Below are 16749 nucleotides of genomic sequence, written 5' to 3'. Positions count from 1 at the left end.
CGAGTCAGGTCACTTGAATGCTCGTGTATGGGCCTGCACCATAAAGTGCCGACACCTGCGCAACCGAAACTTCATAAGATCCTAGCAAAGCATCCTCCATCCGTTGCGCATGAGAATAGGTCCAGTTGGGTTTTGAAACTACTGCTTCCCGTATCGTTTTTGATCCTTGGGCGACACGCACCACGTAAGCTTCCCGTTCTTCCCCTAGCGGCACTTCGGTCAGATCCCATGGGTCCCCATCAATGCGGGTTCGGCGAATCCATTTGAAATCGATGCCCTCACCGTTCTCTTGGTTGACGGACAAGTGGCATGGCGAATAAGGACGAAGACCATTTCCATCGAACGCTTCACGCAAGTATGAAAAGGAAGGATCACTAATTCCCTTTGCTGCCGGTCCAATTCGAAAGTGACTTTCGAGACGCCGTTGCGCACTTTTCAGATCAATCTGCTCAGGAATACTGTTCATCAAGACAAACCAAGAGCCCGCAGGCCAAACATCTTTCATCGCCGCATCACTGCCCAATTGACCGCGCAGGCGCCGCCAAAGAAGATACGTTCTCTCGGCAATCAGTTCAGCACTCTGAAACTGAAAAAGCTCCCAGTTTCCGCTGCTGCCATCCCCAATTGCAGCAAGATTGGCTCCCTTGAGAACCGCATCTTCGGACTTTGATTCCAACCCACCGGTCAACAATTTGACCTGCAAAGCTTCACCATTGTCCCAAACACCCATTCCAGCCGAAGCAAGCGCCGTTTCGGTCCTGCCAACGATGGAACGGCGACGGATTATGCGGTTCAAGTCGTAGCTGTCGTCGGTTACAGAAGAGTATACCGCGACCGCGCCCGGCCAAGGTTGCGCTGTTACCGCCAGATGCGGAGCATGCGGAACCTCGTCGCCGGCTATCAACGGCAGGTCCATCATCAATGGAAAGACCTGAGCCGGCGGCACGAACGAGGCGGCCGCGGGTTGATCGTCTGCCATGTCTGAAGGCGTGTAGATGTTCCGTTCAACACGCACAGCATCAACGATTTGAAGACCAGATTGCTCCACCATGTCGATCCTGAAAAGAGCTTCACCACTCTCCAGACAGTCTGGCACCCTGATTACATCTCCAGCGCCGATGCCAATCATTGAAGGCGGCAGCGCGAGCCGGATCCTGTCACGTGAAACCCTTGCCTCGGCCAGCCATCTCTCCGCAACCTGACGCCCCTCGGCCCTGGTCATCGAAAGTGGGAGATCATTTGTCGAAACGGCATGCGTCGCATCGTCGGCCATGACGGCTTCTTCCGCGACGAGATCATAGTCCGCTCCGGATTGAATGAAACGCACCCGGACTCGTCCGGTCATTTCGGCTTCGGCATCTCTGCTCTTTTGCAGGATTCCTTCGATTTCATCGCATTCGGCGACTCTTTCCAAATCGATTGGTTTGGAATTATTTCCGTTTCTCGTCGCGAAGATCAACAATCCATCACGCTCGACAGCATCAAACCCGAAACGCAACATAAGAGGTTGCAACGCGCCTCTTGCGTCACCAATTTGTTCCACAACATATCCGGGAATTACTCCGAAGAGCCGTTTAGTATCAACTTTTGTCAGACCGGAACGGGCGCATATTTCTTCAACCACGGAAGCCAAACTGCGTGTTCCGACTCTTCCATTGATCCAGTGCCCACGGGCATAGTTTGCCCCGTCGTCCCATTGCATCCGATTGTTTGGAAACATTGGGTATGGGCGTGTATCCCATGCCCAAACATAAGCATTCGAAACATCGACCATCTTGCCGTCATAAAGATCCGAATTCGGGTTCCGATCGCCATCCTGCCAATACGCAAGAACCGTTTGCAGAAACTGCATTTGCATGAAGTCATCGCGCATTCCGTTCGAGAAGCTTGGCAGGCTGGATTCCGAAGATTTCGGATCCACGAACTTATTTGGTTCGTTGGTGCCCTTGTCTACTGCGGCACAACCCAGTTCAGTAAACCAGATCGGCTTTGATTGGGGAACCCACGCCGTCGGTTCGACCTGCCGCACCCCATCAATGCGTTCATGATGCGGCTTGCTCCACCACGAACGCAGATCTTTGTATCGCCAGACCCAGGGTTCACCATGTTCAAGATCCGAAATCTCGGTCCGTATCTGTGCCGATCTCGCTTCCGAAGAATGATAGTGCCAATCATACCCTTCTCCGCCTTCGATGTTTTTCTGCAAGTACTCCGGATTGTAAACGGACTCCCATTCCGAATCGGCATGATCTGCGCCATCGCGCCAGTCAGACAAGGGCATATAGTTGTCAATTCCGATGAAATCGATATTCTCATCTGCCCAAAGTGGATCAAGATGAAAGTATCGATTTCCGCTACCATCCTGTGGCTGATAGCCGAAGTACTCTGACCAATCCGCCGCATAGCCGATCTTCGTTTCGGATCCCACCAGTTTTCGCACTTCCCCAGCCAATTCCTTCAATGCGGAAACCGCAGGAAATCCGTTCGCGCCCCTGATCTGCGTGAGGCTTCTCATCTCTGACCCAATGCAGAAAGATGATACCCCGCCTGCTGCGGCGCAAAGCGCCGCGTAGTGCAAAATGAATCGCCGAAGTCCCCATTCCTGCGGTCCATGGTAAGAAACATTCCCGCTAACAACTTTGAAATCCGACGCTTTTGCTTTGCCGAAAAGTTTCTGAACTTCCGCATCCGCCGCTTCGGTTCCGTCGGGGGACGTTTCGGTTCCCGGTGCCGCCGATAACGTGATCCGCCCCCGCCAGGGGAGGACCGGTTGGTTCTCGGCGCCAGTCCACGGGTCAGGCAAACCATTTCCGCTGGTTTGATCCATAAGGATAAAGGGATAGAACATCACACGGCGATCTTGCGCATTCATGTGACGGATGGCCTCGATGACCGCTTTGTCGGCAGGTGTACCACCATAAATTGGCCGACCTTCCTCCTCCGCAATTTCCAGCGCCGTTGATCTGGTTCGTCCCGAAACGCTCCAGGGCATATTGCTTCCTTCAACTTCGCGTCGCTCGAACTTCGGCTGAACTTGACAATACCCGCACCTCAGATCATCTCCAAACCACGAAACGACCAGAGATGCCGCATCGCATTTTGGTAGTTCGTCGGCCAGCATTTCCATCGAAGTAACGAAATCCGTTTTCCCGGACGGGCTATTGATGTTCGCCGGCCAGCTGCTTCCAGGTTCCTTCGTGTAATACACGGGCGACGTCGCCAAAGCATATTCTCCGGTTCCAGGCATCAACGCCACACCCCTCACAAGTTGAGGCAGATCGCGCTCAAAAGTTCTCGAGCTTTCTTGCTCCGTCCGGATCACTTCGAAGGAGAATTGCGGAACTCGGTTCCCGAACTTGCCCAGTGGCAAGTTGTCAAACACAATATAGGCCGTTCCCCGGTATGCCGGAACATTGCCCCGACCCTCCACGGCCTCCATGGTTGGGTCCGGCGGCTGATCTCTGCTTCCGGGATAGACGCGCATGTTCAAATCGTCTTTTGAAACTTCGGTTCCGTCCGCCCAGACTCTTCCGATCGAATTGATTTCACCTTCGCAAACAGCAACCGCAAGCGAAACGGAATAGCTGAAGGTCGTCACTTCCGGCGTGCTTGGGCTACCCTTGCCCCCACCATCGGTTGTGCTGGACGACTCTCTGAAGTCAGAGGACCAGATAACCTGTCCTCCGACCCTCGTGCGCCCATACACCTGCGCAATGGGGTTTCCTTCGCCGGCATTGGTCAACCTGAACCTGTCGACCCGACCCGTCTCGACCGCCGTCGCACCCTGGCCCAATAGACGTTGATCTATCGCCTGGCCGAGCGTAGCGCCAACCGCGCGTCCAATCACAACAGAAGAAAGCCCGGCCACAGACCCACCAATGGATCCTCCAATGGCGGCGCCTGCGGCTGAAAGAAGTATGGTCGCCATCAGATGATCTCCAAAGGATAAATGAAACGGGCAACTATTCTGCGCCGCCAGGGTTCACTCAGGGGGCTTTCGACTACCCCATGATAAGAATATGCATGGATAAAGGTCGGCTGCTTGCCGGTGTCAGCGATGAGGCCGAGATGCTTGGCAACGGCGTCGGTTTTCATCCGGAAGAGCACAATCTCGCCTGGTTCCATTTCTGGAACCGATATGGGTTTGGCAATCAAGTGACGCTTGGCGGCCTCCCACAGACGTTCCTCTCCCTGTGGTTCCGACCAGTCCATCGAATATGGAGGAACGCTTTCCGGCTCGAATCCGTTCAGTTCCCGCCACACTCCGCGAATGAGTCCCAGGCAGTCTGTTCCCGCTGACTTGGTGGCCGCCTGGTGGCGATAGGGCGTCCCAATCCAACTCCGTGCGATGGTGACGATACATTTCTTATCCGACATCAGCGCAGGCTCCCTCCAGAATTCCTGCCACTCTGCTTTGGAACGGCCATAACCCAGTCTTCACTGGGAATATCGGGAAATCCTTGGAAGTTGACGAAGTTTGCAAACTTCAGACGGCAGGTTTCCATGCGCTTGTCGCACCCGGCATCCAATCTAAGCAAGTCATTCGCCGCTACGTTTGCACGGATGGGTTCCCACAATTCGATGACGCGAAGATCGCCTTCAAACCGATCGCTTTTGATGACGCCCCAAAGACCTGCCGCTTCACCAGACTTGACCGAAAGCCGACCTCGAGCAAACCAACCTGGCTCGAAGTCTGATAAGCTTTTCCAGCGAAAGATGCGTGCGTCTTCAACCAGCTCCGCGCCGCGTTCCAGAAAGTACCCATCCGAATCCAGATCGAATCCGCAGCTGGAATCACCAAGCACAGCGGTGCACGGACGCTGATAAATCCGCCCAATCGGCTTGTTGAGTTCTTCGGTCAGACCGCGAAGTTCCGCGTGAAAGGCGCCGCCGCCGCGGCGCAATTCCCCAATAGAGCCGCGAAACTGCAGTTTCCGAATGGAAACGTCTTCCCAGTTCACCAACCAGGACCGAACTTCGGCACCATCGAACCGCCCGGCAACAATGTCTGTTTCGCGCACTGCAGCATCGCTGAGTGCACCAAGAACTTCGGTATTGTCGATTGAAAGACCTGTACTCTGCTGTAAGGCCAAGGCCGACAAGCCCGTATCCGCCTTAAAGGCAATATTCTCAAAAAACAGGGGCAAATCGTGATCCGTGAACCCAATCTGTACGCCATCCTTGCGCGTGATGGCCCAGCACCGACACAGGGTGGTCAAGCCGGTGGAGACATGCTCCTGAAAAGCCTCGCTATCTGCCACCATCACACACGAACCTCAATGACAGGAACATTGGGCACATCGCCTGCTTGAAAGCTGGCAACGCTGGTTTGGATGCGATCAGTGTCAAACCGGACGGGAACGTCGAACTCGAACCCGGCGGTTATTCTCATGGTTTCCGCGGGGGGTTGTTCAAAGCGGATGAAACCGGTCGCAACATCGACAAAAAAGTCGACCGACTCCTTCATCTCATCTTGTTCGATTCCGATACGAACCGAGCCAAGCACAGGTTTGGCAATCGGCCTGACGTATGAGAACTCTCCAGATCGGTAAGTCTTGACCAACGGAAACTCGGTTCTGTGACCATCGGCAATGGCGATGACCTGATCGTCAAACGACGTTTCAGCCGATGACCGCCCCGACTTGAAATCAGACCAGTCCTTCCAACGAAAACCGAACATCTGACCTCTCCGAGCTTCGAAAAAGGAAATCAGGGTCTCAATGTCGTCCAGGGATCGCATGCCCAGACCGGCATCATACCGACGTCGCGAATGGGCCCAAGGCGTGTTGCGCTCTTCGTATCCATTGGCCAGCGTCACGACATCCGTGCGTCGTTCAGGCCCGCCAACCGAGCCAAAGCTCAGCGAAGCCGGAAATCTCACTTCGTGGAAGCTCATATTCTTCTCCCCTGTCTTTCCGTTCACCGGTTGCGATTGCCGCGGCCCAAAGCCCGGCTCATCTGAGCCGCGATCTGACCCTGGCTCCGGTTGAAACCCTGCACGTCAGGCGTTGTGATATTCATCACGACGTTAACCGAGCGACCACCGGCACTTCGCACCCCTAGTTTTCCGTCGGCACCTCTCGCGAGTGGCATGATCGCTTCCGGGCCCGCTTCGCCCATGAGTCCCATCCCTCCGCGCATCGGGAAAGTTGTCGGTCCGGATACGATTCCGCCGTTTGCAAACGGAGTAACACGGCCTTGTGAGAAACTCGCGCCATCGGCAAATGGCAAAATACCTTCGACAATTCCATTGACGCCCTGCGCCAAAAGTCCGCCAAAATGATTTGCGACCGGCTTGATCGCGGCCGAATACGTCGTCTGAATCATGGATTGCGCGACCGTTTCCAGCGCATCCGACAGCTTCATGCCGTCAAACGCAACTCCATCAAAGGCCCGCCTAAGTCCGTTGGACAGTCCCCGCTCCAGCGACGCGATGTCCTTTCCCGTGCCAGCGAGGGAATTTCGGACCCGTTGGAGTTCGGAATCAAACCCCGCGGCCATGTTGGCCGCGGCACCAAGGCTGTCCTCCAACGCTTCAGCCTGACCTTCGAGGGCCGTCATACCAATCTCGTCGCTCATCAACTTTTCCTCATTTTTCGTCTGGATAGGCAGCCAACAATGCATCCAGTCCAGCGCGGGATAACGATGACTCGGCCGTCGCATTTCCCAACATCAGGCGCAGTTCCGCGGGTGTCAGGTTCCAGAACACGTCCGGTGTAAGTCTCAGGCCCTGCAGTCCGGCTCGCATCAAGGCCGCCCAGTCAAAGCTTGTCATTCTTCCCCAGGCAACATGAAGGCACGGGCAAGAAGCTCTGCGGCAACCCGTGCGGCCATCATTGGTCCGCCCTTGATGTCCGCCCGGCCAAGGTCGACCGCCGAAATATCTGTTCCGCCGCCTTGCAGTCCCGCCGCGATCAGGGAAATCACATCCTTCGTGGTGAACGATCCGCCTTCGAACCTCTCGACAAGAGCCACGAGAGACTTTGTTTCCAGAACCTGTTCCAATTCCGCCAACGCTCCGAGAGTGAGTTTCAAGACACGCTTCTTTCCATCGATGACCAAGGCCACCTCTCCAGTCCACGGGTTCGCCACAGGACTACAGCGCCGTGAACGTGAGCGCTCCGGCGCTCGCCAAAGACATCTCATAGGTGGCTTCGCCGTTGTGGCTTCCCGCATACTCAATAGACGTCACCTGAAAAGGGCCTTCGACAACGCCAAAATCAGGAATGATCACCTGGAAATCAGGGGTTTCCCCGTCAAAGAAGAGCTGGCGCGCGCGTTCATCGGTTCCGGCGTCCTTGAATACTCCAGACCCGGAAATCGCGGCCGATTTGACACCAGCGCCGGACAATAGCTCTCTCCAACCGCCCTGGCTTTCGAGACTGGTCACGTCCACGCTTTCCGCGTTGAAACTGACGCGCGTTGCGCGAAGACCGGCGATTGTCTCAAAAAGCCCGCCACCATTCATATCCACCTTGACCAACAGGTCCTTGCCGTTCTGGGCACCCATATCGTGTCTCCAAAAATTGGTTGATTAGTTGTCTTCGACGCGTGCGCGAAATCTCAGATCGATGCGCCGCACACGCCCCGCTTTGCCTGTCCGCCGTGCTGTTGCCCGATCGAACCAAAGTCCGACCAAGCGACCGCGCGACAACGGCAGATCCGCGTCGATCAGCGCGTCGCCAACGGCCGCAGCAACGTTTTTGGCCGCACCGAATCCGGCCTCATCCGTCACCACGGAAATGATGAATCGGTGTTCTGCGCCGACGCCGCTGATGTCAGACCTGTCCCGAACGGTTTCCGGACCAAGGGTTACGTACAGGTTCGGTACATCGCCGACCGGCAGAGCGTCGTAGACGGCGTTGCCGACCAGCGTGCTGACGAGGGCGTCAGAACGGAGCTGCTGGTAGACTGCCGTCTGTAGTGCATTTGCAAGCCCATAACTCATGCGACCAATTCCTCATCCGCGAAACATGTCAGGAACCGGCCTTCGCGATCCCGTTCTGCCACCGCCTGAATAACGAAAAGCCGCTGGCCATCCCGAAACCTTTGTTGCGGCATGGGGCGTGCAGTCGAGCCGAACGGCGCACTGCGCACCACGATGTTGTAGCTGACCGTCGATATCGGAACGCCAGCCTCGTCGCGTTCCCGGCCGGTCCGGGACCGGACTTCCGCCCAGTGTTCACCCAGCACGGCCCAGGTTTCCACGTAGCCGCCGGCCCCGTCAGCGATCCGTATCGGAGCCTCCAGAGACAACAGACGATTCAGATGCGGCCCGTTCATTGGACCGATCCAATCCCGATGCGCATCACCCGGTAGCGTTGAAGCAAGCTGCTGACGCCGAATGGCATGCACCCGTCGCTCAATGCTGTCTCATTTCTGTACTCATAGTAGTGAGCGGCCAACAACAGTACGGCCTGCCCCAGATCCGCTGGCAACTCCCCCCAGGTCGGCGCGAATCCGGCGCGGAAGTTAATGCGAACCGACCCTCCGGTTCTCACCATCGGCAATAGGCTGTCTGTCGGACGCAACCTCGGGCGCTGGCTGTCCTTCTCCAGGCGGAACCTGTAGCTCGGCAACTCGGATTCGATCTCCAGCGCATCGATCAAGGTCACTCGGCTGATCTCCGTGACCGGAGAAACAGGCAGCGCTTGCCCGGAGCGGTCACGCCAACCGGTCAAAGACCATGAAAACTCTCTCGTAATCAATATCTTGCCGGTCCGCGCCTCGATCGCCGCGATTGCTGCGCGAAGAAAACTTTTCAGAACGCTGTCCTGCAAGCTCTCCTCACCAAAGCCAGTACCCAACCGCAAATGCGCCTTGAACTCGGCCACTGGCAATGCCGTATCGGGCACGGTGGTTTCTTCGATCAACATCATAACGTCACTCCGCAAGCTCGGACCCCTCCGGGCCAGTTCATTCGGTTTCGGTGGACACGCGTCGCCCCACATTGCTCGGACGGAGGGGAGCAGCTAGACAACATGAGGGGTCTCTCCAGACGCGCGTCCACCACAGAGCCTATAATGGCCCTGTATCGGACGCCGCTTTAGGCGACGCCGAATTTCAGCAATTTGATCGCGGCAAAATCCGAAACATCACCGCCGACACGTTTGGTCGCATAGAAAAGAACATGAGGTTTCGCGCTGAACGGATCACGCAGCACCCGCAGGTCCGGGCGTTCGGCGATGGTATAGCCTGCATTGAAATCACCGAAGGCGACCGAGAAAGAGTCGCTTGCAACGTCGGGCATGTCTTCGGCGACCACGACAGGATAGCCCATCAGGCGTGCCGGCTCGCCCGCGGCGAGACCATCGGACCACAGGAAACGCCCGTCGGCGTCCTTGAGCTTGCGGACAAGCCCGGCCGTCTTCGAATTCATCACAAACGTCGCGTTTGCCCGATATTGCGCACCCAGCGCATAGACCAGGTCAACGATCGCATCACCGAACCCGATGTCGCCATCGACGCCAGTCGGCACATAGCCAATGTTGCCCCAGGCCCAGACATCGTTGTCGACCTTGTTGTGGCTCAGGATGCCGCGAGGCTTGTCCAGCCCATCGCCGTTCAGGAAGGCAGCGGCTTCGGCACGGGAAAACTTGTCGGCGATGCGACCCGCCAGCCAGCCTTCGATGTCAAAGGCGCTGTCGTCCAGAAGCCGCTGGCTCGCCTTCGGCAAAGCACTCAGTTCGTGAAGCTGAATGGTGATACGATCGATCTGAGGCGTGTCCGTTTCGCTCCGCGCCCCGGTTTCGCTCGCCCAGCCGGCGCCGACATCGGTGTGATCCACCAGAACGTCAAAACTGGTTGCTTCGACATTGACCACGGACGCGATCGAACGGATCGAAGCGGTCGACTGCAGAACGGATTTCACCGTGTCGGCGGTTTGCGGATCGACGAGAAAACCGCCATCGCTGTTCACAGCGGTCGACATGGACTTGCCTGCCAGGTCCAATCCGCGCAGACCGTCATCGTCGCCGGAACGCACATAGGCGTTGAAGGCTTTCTGGTGCGGGGCCATTTCATCGGTTGCGGCGGAAAGATGCGGGCGCGCCGCGATTTGGGATTTTCGATCCAGCATGGTCAGTCGCTTTTCTGTTTGTTGAAGCTTGAATTGAATTTCATCTTGAAAGCCCTTGAATTCACTTACGAAGCCGGTCATCGCCTGCTTCACCTCCTGAACCAGGGGCATACCTTCACTGGCCGATGCCAGCCCGTCGGTCTTGCTCATCAGAACATCCTGTCTGTTGGTGATTGAAAGGCGCGGCTAACGGCGCGCCAGCTCCAGCCGCGCACTGTGAAATGTCGCCGCCAACTCACGCATGGTGGTTTCCACCTCCAGGTTTTCGGCCTTGGCCGCCACCCGCGCACTGGGAAGCATCGGGAAGGTCACAAGCGACACCTCCCAAAGCTCCAGTTCAGTCAAAAGCCTGTGGCCCTTGTCCGTCTTACTCGCTTTCTGGGTGCGATACCCGATCGAAAGCCCATCTATCGCCCCGGCCGCGATCAGCGCCGCTGCCTCCCGGCCCTTCTGGGTGCTGTCCAGAATCCGTCCCTTGACCCAGAGGCCATTGGCATCCTCCCGGACCTCGTCCCAGACACCGATCGGCTGGGCAGGGTCGTGCTGCCACAGCATTTTGACCCTTTGTCCTGCATGCGCCAGTTGAGACAGGGATCGCTCGTAGGCACCCTTCCGAACGACATCACCGCCCTGGTCCGTCTGGCCAAACAGGCTGGCGTATCCCTGGATCAAGGCATCGTCCGAGACGCTCAAGGCATCGCCGAAACGGGCAAACTTGTGCTCAAGTCCGTTCTCGGTTCCCATTAAACTCTCCTTTTCAAGAGTTGAGTGTGTGACGCTCAAGGCGTCGCAACGATGAAGGATTGAACGGCCTGGCTCAGGATCACGCCGACAACGCCATAGACCGTAAGCCAAAGCTTGCGCTCCAGCCGCTCCATCATCTCGTCCAGCCGATCCAACCGGCGGACGAGGTTTTCGTGATGGATCTGGCTAACCCGCTCATGCGCCGCCAACCTCAGACCTGGGGCGCACTCGAAAGACTCAAATCTCGGTCTCTTGTCATCCATCCGAATCCCCTTCGGCCAGAGCAGGCAAGCCGAGCAGCGCCCTTTTCTCCCTGTTCGTCAGGAAATCCGCGTTCGAGACTCGCGACCATTGGGCATCCCGTTCAGTGGCCAATGCCGGGACCTGATCCAGGTCAGGTTTCAGTTCCAAATCTTCACCGGTGAATTGTGACAACCAATCGCTCAGGGCAGATGCCACCCGCGTGGCCAGCGGCAGAACCGTCAGGCGATAGAATGCGCGGTTGGCCTCCTGGTAGTTGGCATAGGTTGCATCACCCTGTATCCCGATCAGCATCGGAGGGACGCCAAAGGCCAAGGCGATTTCCCGCGCCGCGGATTCCTTGGTCTTCTGGAATTCCATATCGCTGGGCGAAAAACCCATCGGCTTCCAGTCCAGACCACCCTCCAGAACCATCGGCCGACCGGCATTGCGGGCACCCTGATAGTTCGCTTCGATCTCCTCGGACAGCCGGCGGTACTGGTCATCGCCCATGGCGCCATGCCCTTCCGAGCTGTTGAACACCAATGCACCACTGGGTCTGGCCGCGTTGTCCAACAGCGATTTCGACCAGCGTGACGCACTGTTGTGAACATCGACCGCCATGGCGGCTGCCTGCATGGGTGAGAACCCGTAGTGGTCATCTTGCGGATGAAAGGATTTGATATGACAGATCGGGGAAACCGGGCCAGTCGCATCGAAACGGTGTTTCTTCGCACCAACACTGTATTCATAGGCCACCGGCCATCCGTCCGCACCGGGAACTATCTTCATGCGATCCGATCTGAGGACGTGCATTTCCAGAGGAACGCTTTCTTCGCTCGCAACCGCTTCGACATAAGCGTCGCCGGACAACAGCAATTGCGCGAACAGCGCCTCCATCAGCTCTGCACGGCCCTGCGCCATGTTCGGGCGGCGCACCAGGTTCAGTATCGGATGAACATCAAAACGCTGGTTGCGATCCTGCAGGACCAGCGGCAACGCAGCCGCCGCTTCGGCGATCAGCTTCACGGACCGGAAACCGACAGGGTTTCCCGAAAAACCGGTCCGCGTCAAAGACACCGTATCCCGCGGGCTCCAGGCAACCCGTCCGGCGCTGTGATAGGCCACTACGGGTCCGGTCGCGCTTGCCTTGGTTTCCACAACCTTCGCTTCAGCGCCAGGACGCAAGAATTTAAATACCATGTGTGAAGCTCCTGTCTGATCACCGTCGCGAGTCCGGTCCGCGCCGACCGGGTCGATGAGACGCTTTATGATCGAGGTTTCGTAAAATTCGGAAAACCCACCGTACGGTGGTCCCGCAACACCGAAGGGTTAAAGAACTCTTATGCGCGGAACCCGGTATTGCGCGGCCGGTGCAATCATCAGTTCGTGCAATGCCCAGACCAGGGCATCCATCCGATCCGGTGATCCCTGCCCTTCAAACCCTCTCGGAGTCATAAGGCACATTTGTTCTTCCAGAGCGGTCAGCCCCCTCACATGCCTCACGCGCCCCTGTTCATAGAGCGCGGCGACAGGTTCGGCTCTGGCGGATTTACCCCGCGCCGCATGGACGCCTTTGTAGGCCACCAGCGGATCGACTTGCCGGATGACTTCCTCCACCAGTTGCCCCCCCTGGTTGACTTCCGCCACGAGCCGCTCTGCTCCGTGGACATCCATCGCCGCTATGGCGGCATTTGCCCAACCGGTCGGACCGACTCCCTGCACGGTGCAGTCCGCGAGAACATAGGCGCGCCAATCGCGCGGCGGTCCCTGCGTCCTGGCACCTGCGACCACGATTCCGCATTCGTCCGACCCGGACCCGGAACTCACCGACGGGTCAACGGCGACAACGATGCGGTCCAGTTCAGGCACGATCTCGACATGGGCCTTCTGAAGCATCTCGGTTGTCCACAACGCACCCTCGGCATCGGCGAGCAGAACGCCGTCCAATTCCTGCCGGCCAAGGCGCGTGCCGGAATAGCGGCTACGCACCTCCTCAAGGAAACTCGCCGCGAGATTGGCCTTGTTGGCTTCGGTCGGCGCATGCGTCAGGACAGTCGATGGCGATTTCAGCAGCGCCTTGAGAATATTGACATTGCGCGGCGTCGTGGTCACGCAGACTTGGGGCTTCTCACCCAACCGCAACGCAAATTGCAGCATGTCCCACGTGTCCTGCGCCTTTTTCCATTTGGCAAGCTCATCCACCCAGGCCGCATCGAACTGGGGTCCCCGCAACGCTTCCGGTTCGCTCGCCGAAAACACCTGCGCTTCCGCGCCGTTGTCCCAGATGAGCTTGCGTTCGCTGGCTTTCCATTGCGGCATCCGATCCGGCGGAGAACAGGCCAGGATCCCGCTGTCGCCCTTGATCATGACTTCGCGCACCTGGTCGTAGGTTTCCCCTACCAGCGCAACGCGCCTCTTGCGTCCCGGATCCAGCGGCCTTGCGCCCTCCACTTGGCTTCGAACCCATTCCGCACCGGCGCGTGTCTTGCCCGCGCCCCGTCCCCCCATGATAACCCAGGCACGCCAGTCCCCATCCGGTGGCAGTTGATGCTCCAGTGCCCAGAACTCAAAAAGAAAAGGGAGGGCGCGAAGCCCCCCCTTTCCGATCTCATCCAAAAAACTTTCACGTATCTCCGCAGGTGCGGAGGCGAGCAAGACGGCACCCGATCTCAAATCGAATGACGTCCATGTCGAGTGCGTAGTCCCCTCTGACAATACCGGCTTGTCGTTTGTGCTGCTCATCAAGGCTGATCTCCACTTTCTGGCAGGCTCCGATCAGTCTTTCGATCGCCGCAACCTGTTTGCTACCGTCCGCTAGATCCGTATCCTCCCCGGCTTCAAGCTGCATACGCAGGTCTTCCGCCTGCTGACGCAGTCTTTGAAGTGACTCGTGAACCGACTCCAAGAGTTCAGCTGTTCGCGAAACGCACTCATCCGGGGTAATCAAAGTCATATTTGCTCATTAGCCTCATGCGTGAACTTCTCCGCACGAGAGAAACGAAAAAACGACCGACGGGAAACTCCCGTGGCCGTTCGCCCACTTCTTCTAGCATGCCACAACTTATACGAGAGTCCGTTCGCTAAGTCAAGCGAATTCTCTAAACCCTTTCCACGTAACCGTCCGGCATAATTAACAAAATCCTAATTTCGCGAAACTGGCCAACCGTAGCGGCCTGTCGAGAAACACTAGTTATTCGACTGGTTGGCCTCGATCTCTCGCCATTTCGCCACGTTCCGATTGTGTTCCTCAAGCGTGGTCGCAAAGGCATGCCCGCCGGTTCCATCCGCCACAAAGAACACGAAATCTGTTTCGTCAGGCGCGACGGCCGCCTCAAGGCTCGCCAGACCGGGATTCGCGATTGGCGTCGGGGGCAGACCGTCTATCACATAGGTGTTCCAAGGAGTCTGGCCACGCAATTCGCTTTGCCGTAGGCCGCGCCCCAACACTCCCTGTCCTTTGGTTATTCCATAGATCACCGTAGGATCTGTCTGAAGCCGCATACCCTGTTTCAACCGGTTGATAAAAACGCTTGCCACCTGCCCGCGCTCTTCCGGTACGCCGGTTTCCTTTTCGATGATCGAGGCCAATATCAACATCTCTTCCGGACTGGCCAGGGAAATCCCCTCGGGGCGGCTTTCCCAGACCGCATTGATCCGCAAAGTTTGCAGTTCCTGCATCCTCGCCAAAATTGCCGATCGTTCAGCGCCCGCGACGATTTCGTAGCTGTCGGGCGCCAGTGTCCCCTCTGCCGGGATTTCAGCCACCTCGCCTGTAAGCGCGTCAATGGCTTTCAGAGCCTCGACGACCTGCCAGCTTGTCACGCCCTCGGCCAGTGAAATCCGGTATCTTGTGTCCGCCATGGACCGTTTCTCGACATAGGCTTCCGGAGCTTCGTCAACGGTCGGGTCGAACGCGGCCCTCTCCACGAACTTATCTGTCGCAGGGTCCAGTTCCCGCACCTGCGCCTCCGTGCTCGTGACCCCCACACGGTAGACGATTTCGGTACCACAAGTGCTCGCACCCCCGCGTGTCAGCTGATCAACGATCTGCTCCATCGACGCGCCCGGCCTGATCAGGAAACTGCCCGCTTTCAACTGGCCGGTCTTGTCGGTGTAATCCGCACCCAGGCGGAAGATCAGGCTGTCAGTGACCGCGCCCTGTTCTTCGAGACTGCGGCTGACAACCCCCATGTTCGACCCACGGTCCACGCGCAGGCAAATCGCATCCGTCAAGGGGCCTTCCGCCCTGTATTGCGACTGCCCCCACAGGACGACACCGACCAGAAGGAACAGCGCGACGATCAGGAACGTCAGCATGTTCGAAGCGAGGCTGCGCCACATCAGCGGAGTTTTCCGAAGACGACGCTGGCATTGGTCCCACCAAAGCCGAACGAATTGGACAGCGCCACATCTATCTTGCGTTCGCGCTTGGCGTTCGGGGCAAGATCGACCTTGGACTCCACCGCCGGGTTATCCAGGTTGATGGTCGGCGGCGCCACCTGATCACGGATTGCAAGGATCGCGAAAATCGCCTCGATCGCGCCAGCGGCCCCAAGAAGATGTCCTGTGGCCGACTTCGTGGACGACATCGTGACCTGCCCGGCGAACTCTCCCAACATGCGTTCGACAGCTCCGAGTTCGATGGTATCAGCCATCGTACTCGTGCCGTGCGCATTGATATAATCAATATCCTTCGGCTCCAGCCCGGCATGTTTCAGGGCCATACGCATCGACCGCTCGCCGCCTTCCCCGTTCTCCGACGGGGCGGTGATGTGATATGCATCGCCGGAAAGTCCGTAGCCAAGAACCTCGGCATAGATCTTGGCCCCGCGCGCTTTTGCGTGTTCATATTCTTCCAGAACGACGACCCCCGCACCTTCGCCCATGACGAACCCGTCGCGGTCGACATCATAGGGACGGCTGGCCGCCTTGGGATTATCGGCGAATTTCGTGCTCAGAGCCTTGCAGGCATTGAACCCCGCGATGCCGATCTCGCAGATCGCCGCTTCGGCGCCGCCTGCGATCATGACATCCGCATCCCCGAACCGGATCAGCCGGGACGCATCGCCGATCGCATGCGCGCCGGTCGAACAGGCCGTCACCACCGAATGGTTGGGCCCCTTGAAACCGAACCTGATACTAACCTGGCCCGAGATCAGGTTGATCAGCGCGCCGGGAATGAAGAACGGTGACACCCGGCGGGGGCCCTTTTCCTTGATCATCACGGCCGTGTCCGCAATCGAACTCAGACCGCCGATCCCCGACCCAATCATCACGCCCGTGCGTTGCCGGTCTTCTTCCGCCTCGGGCAGCCAGCCCGCATCGCGGACGGCCATGTCCGCCGCAGCGATCCCGAACAGGATAAAGTCATCGACCTTGCGCCGTTCCTTGGGTTCCAGCCAGTCGTCCGCGTTGAACGTGCCGTTGCTGCCGTCGCCCAGCGGCACTTCGCAGGCATAGGTCGTCGTCACACCGCTCGCCACTGCATCGAACTGCTTGATCGGCCCGGCTCCGGACTCCCCGGCCAACAGGCGCGACCAGCTTTCCTCGACGCCGCTGGCCAGCGGCGTCACCAGACCCAATCCCGTTACGACTACTCTGCGCATGACCTGCCCTCTCGACCGTGTTCTCCTGCGCATCGCTCTTACCCCGCACCGGGGCACGGGGGCAAGGGCGCAGCACAC

Annotated in this window: 19 protein-coding genes; all 19 read right to left on the bottom strand. The window is 58.0% G+C overall.

The window, feature by feature from the left end; translation table 11 throughout:
• Window positions 1-4 precede the first annotated feature (4 nt).
• Window positions 5-3928 carry a baseplate multidomain protein megatron gene (locus QO034_RS07505; RefSeq protein ID WP_284484893.1) on the bottom strand — a complete coding sequence of 1308 codons (3924 nt, stop codon included), beginning with the start codon at window positions 3926-3928 and terminating at the stop codon, window positions 5-7.
• On the bottom strand, window positions 3928-4377 hold the full coding sequence (locus QO034_RS07500; RefSeq protein WP_284484892.1) for an NlpC/P60 family protein: 450 nt from the start codon (window positions 4375-4377) through the stop codon (window positions 3928-3930). Before QO034_RS07500 ends, QO034_RS07505 begins: the two co-directional genes overlap by 1 nt.
• Window positions 4377-5264, bottom strand: a complete 888-nt coding sequence (locus QO034_RS07495; protein WP_284484891.1) for a DUF2163 domain-containing protein — start codon at window positions 5262-5264, stop codon at window positions 4377-4379. Before QO034_RS07495 ends, QO034_RS07500 begins: the two co-directional genes overlap by 1 nt.
• The gene (locus QO034_RS07490) at window positions 5264-5896 is read right to left on the bottom strand and encodes a DUF2460 domain-containing protein (protein ID WP_284484890.1); all 633 of its coding nucleotides are present in this window, start codon (window positions 5894-5896) and stop codon (window positions 5264-5266) included. The genes QO034_RS07495 and QO034_RS07490 overlap by 1 nt, the downstream gene beginning before the upstream one ends.
• Before the next feature lie 23 nt (window positions 5897-5919).
• Window positions 5920-6579 carry a phage tail tape measure protein gene (locus QO034_RS07485; protein WP_284484889.1) on the bottom strand — a complete coding sequence of 220 codons (660 nt, stop codon included), beginning with the start codon at window positions 6577-6579 and terminating at the stop codon, window positions 5920-5922.
• A 10-nt stretch (window positions 6580-6589) separates the two neighbouring features.
• A complete protein-coding gene (locus QO034_RS07480) occupies window positions 6590-6775 on the bottom strand; it encodes a rcc01693 family protein (RefSeq protein ID WP_284484888.1) in 186 nt (61 codons plus the stop codon).
• Complete coding sequence (locus QO034_RS07475) at window positions 6772-7092, bottom strand: gene transfer agent family protein (protein ID WP_284484887.1); 321 nt, start codon at window positions 7090-7092, stop codon at window positions 6772-6774. Before QO034_RS07475 ends, QO034_RS07480 begins: the two co-directional genes overlap by 4 nt.
• 4 nt (window positions 7093-7096) lie before the next feature.
• A complete protein-coding gene (locus QO034_RS07470; RefSeq protein ID WP_284484886.1) occupies window positions 7097-7510 on the bottom strand; it encodes a phage major tail protein, TP901-1 family in 414 nt (137 codons plus the stop codon).
• 24 nt (window positions 7511-7534) lie between these two features.
• Window positions 7535-7948, bottom strand: a complete 414-nt coding sequence (locus tag QO034_RS07465) for a DUF3168 domain-containing protein (protein WP_284484885.1) — start codon at window positions 7946-7948, stop codon at window positions 7535-7537.
• Complete coding sequence (locus tag QO034_RS07460; RefSeq protein WP_284484884.1) at window positions 7945-8283, bottom strand: head-tail adaptor protein; 339 nt, start codon at window positions 8281-8283, stop codon at window positions 7945-7947. Before QO034_RS07460 ends, QO034_RS07465 begins: the two co-directional genes overlap by 4 nt.
• Complete coding sequence (locus QO034_RS07455; RefSeq protein ID WP_284484883.1) at window positions 8280-8879, bottom strand: head-tail connector protein; 600 nt, start codon at window positions 8877-8879, stop codon at window positions 8280-8282. The genes QO034_RS07460 and QO034_RS07455 overlap by 4 nt, the downstream gene beginning before the upstream one ends.
• A 167-nt stretch (window positions 8880-9046) precedes the next feature.
• Entirely contained in the window at window positions 9047-10228 is a 1182-nt protein-coding gene (locus QO034_RS07450) for a phage major capsid protein (protein WP_284484882.1), read from the bottom strand.
• A 36-nt stretch (window positions 10229-10264) separates the two neighbouring features.
• Window positions 10265-10822, bottom strand: coding sequence for an HK97 family phage prohead protease (locus tag QO034_RS07445; protein ID WP_284484881.1), 558 nt, complete (start codon window positions 10820-10822; stop codon window positions 10265-10267).
• Between the two features lie 35 nt (window positions 10823-10857).
• Entirely contained in the window at window positions 10858-11085 is a 228-nt protein-coding gene (locus QO034_RS07440) for a GTA head formation protein, RCAP_rcc01685 family (protein ID WP_284484880.1), read from the bottom strand.
• Window positions 11078-12265: a phage portal protein gene (locus tag QO034_RS07435; RefSeq protein WP_284484879.1), complete on the bottom strand. Its 1188-nt coding sequence runs from the start codon at window positions 12263-12265 to the stop codon at window positions 11078-11080. The genes QO034_RS07440 and QO034_RS07435 overlap by 8 nt, the downstream gene beginning before the upstream one ends.
• A 129-nt stretch (window positions 12266-12394) precedes the next feature.
• The gene (locus QO034_RS07430; RefSeq protein WP_456115086.1) at window positions 12395-13681 is read right to left on the bottom strand and encodes a DNA-packaging protein; all 1287 of its coding nucleotides are present in this window, start codon (window positions 13679-13681) and stop codon (window positions 12395-12397) included.
• 7 nt (window positions 13682-13688) lie between these two features.
• Window positions 13689-14018, bottom strand: coding sequence for a hypothetical protein (locus QO034_RS07425; protein WP_284484878.1), 330 nt, complete (start codon window positions 14016-14018; stop codon window positions 13689-13691).
• A gap of 233 nt (window positions 14019-14251) precedes the next feature.
• Window positions 14252-15406, bottom strand: a complete 1155-nt coding sequence (gene mltG / locus QO034_RS07420; protein ID WP_284484877.1) for an endolytic transglycosylase MltG — start codon at window positions 15404-15406, stop codon at window positions 14252-14254.
• Window positions 15406-16671, bottom strand: coding sequence for a beta-ketoacyl-ACP synthase II (fabF, locus tag QO034_RS07415; protein WP_284484876.1), 1266 nt, complete (start codon window positions 16669-16671; stop codon window positions 15406-15408). Before fabF ends, mltG begins: the two co-directional genes overlap by 1 nt.
• Window positions 16672-16749: the final 78 nt, after the last annotated feature.

The sequence above is a fragment of the Sedimentitalea xiamensis genome (assembly GCF_030164465.1).
In the GTDB taxonomy this organism is placed as follows: Bacteria; Pseudomonadota; Alphaproteobacteria; order Rhodobacterales; family Rhodobacteraceae; genus Sedimentitalea; species Sedimentitalea xiamensis.
The sequence above is the reverse complement of the archived record's forward strand: the minus strand, read 5'-3'. Positions and strand labels throughout refer to the sequence as shown.

What these genes read in the sequence shown, in the direction of transcription:
- QO034_RS07505 (WP_284484893.1), bottom strand. Translation starts at nt 3,928, where the DNA reads ATGGCGACCATACTTCTTTCAGCCGCAGGCGCCGCCATTGGAGGATCC.
- QO034_RS07500 (WP_284484892.1), bottom strand. Translation starts at nt 4,377, where the DNA reads ATGTCGGATAAGAAATGTATCGTCACCATCGCACGGAGTTGGATTGGG.
- QO034_RS07495 (WP_284484891.1), bottom strand. Translation starts at nt 5,264, where the DNA reads ATGGTGGCAGATAGCGAGGCTTTTCAGGAGCATGTCTCCACCGGCTTG.
- QO034_RS07490 (WP_284484890.1), bottom strand. Translation starts at nt 5,896, where the DNA reads ATGAGCTTCCACGAAGTGAGATTTCCGGCTTCGCTGAGCTTTGGCTCG.
- QO034_RS07485 (WP_284484889.1), bottom strand. Translation starts at nt 6,579, where the DNA reads ATGAGCGACGAGATTGGTATGACGGCCCTCGAAGGTCAGGCTGAAGCG.
- QO034_RS07480 (WP_284484888.1), bottom strand. Translation starts at nt 6,775, where the DNA reads ATGACAAGCTTTGACTGGGCGGCCTTGATGCGAGCCGGACTGCAGGGC.
- QO034_RS07470 (WP_284484886.1), bottom strand. Translation starts at nt 7,510, where the DNA reads ATGGGTGCCCAGAACGGCAAGGACCTGTTGGTCAAGGTGGATATGAAT.
- QO034_RS07465 (WP_284484885.1), bottom strand. Translation starts at nt 7,948, where the DNA reads ATGAGTTATGGGCTTGCAAATGCACTACAGACGGCAGTCTACCAGCAG.
- QO034_RS07460 (WP_284484884.1), bottom strand. Translation starts at nt 8,283, where the DNA reads ATGAACGGGCCGCATCTGAATCGTCTGTTGTCTCTGGAGGCTCCGATA.
- QO034_RS07455 (WP_284484883.1), bottom strand. Translation starts at nt 8,879, where the DNA reads ATGATGTTGATCGAAGAAACCACCGTGCCCGATACGGCATTGCCAGTG.
- QO034_RS07450 (WP_284484882.1), bottom strand. Translation starts at nt 10,228, where the DNA reads ATGAGCAAGACCGACGGGCTGGCATCGGCCAGTGAAGGTATGCCCCTG.
- QO034_RS07445 (WP_284484881.1), bottom strand. Translation starts at nt 10,822, where the DNA reads ATGGGAACCGAGAACGGACTTGAGCACAAGTTTGCCCGTTTCGGCGAT.
- QO034_RS07440 (WP_284484880.1), bottom strand. Translation starts at nt 11,085, where the DNA reads ATGGATGACAAGAGACCGAGATTTGAGTCTTTCGAGTGCGCCCCAGGT.
- QO034_RS07435 (WP_284484879.1), bottom strand. Translation starts at nt 12,265, where the DNA reads ATGGTATTTAAATTCTTGCGTCCTGGCGCTGAAGCGAAGGTTGTGGAA.
- QO034_RS07425 (WP_284484878.1), bottom strand. Translation starts at nt 14,018, where the DNA reads ATGACTTTGATTACCCCGGATGAGTGCGTTTCGCGAACAGCTGAACTC.
- mltG (WP_284484877.1), bottom strand. Translation starts at nt 15,406, where the DNA reads ATGTGGCGCAGCCTCGCTTCGAACATGCTGACGTTCCTGATCGTCGCG.
- fabF (WP_284484876.1), bottom strand. Translation starts at nt 16,671, where the DNA reads ATGCGCAGAGTAGTCGTAACGGGATTGGGTCTGGTGACGCCGCTGGCC.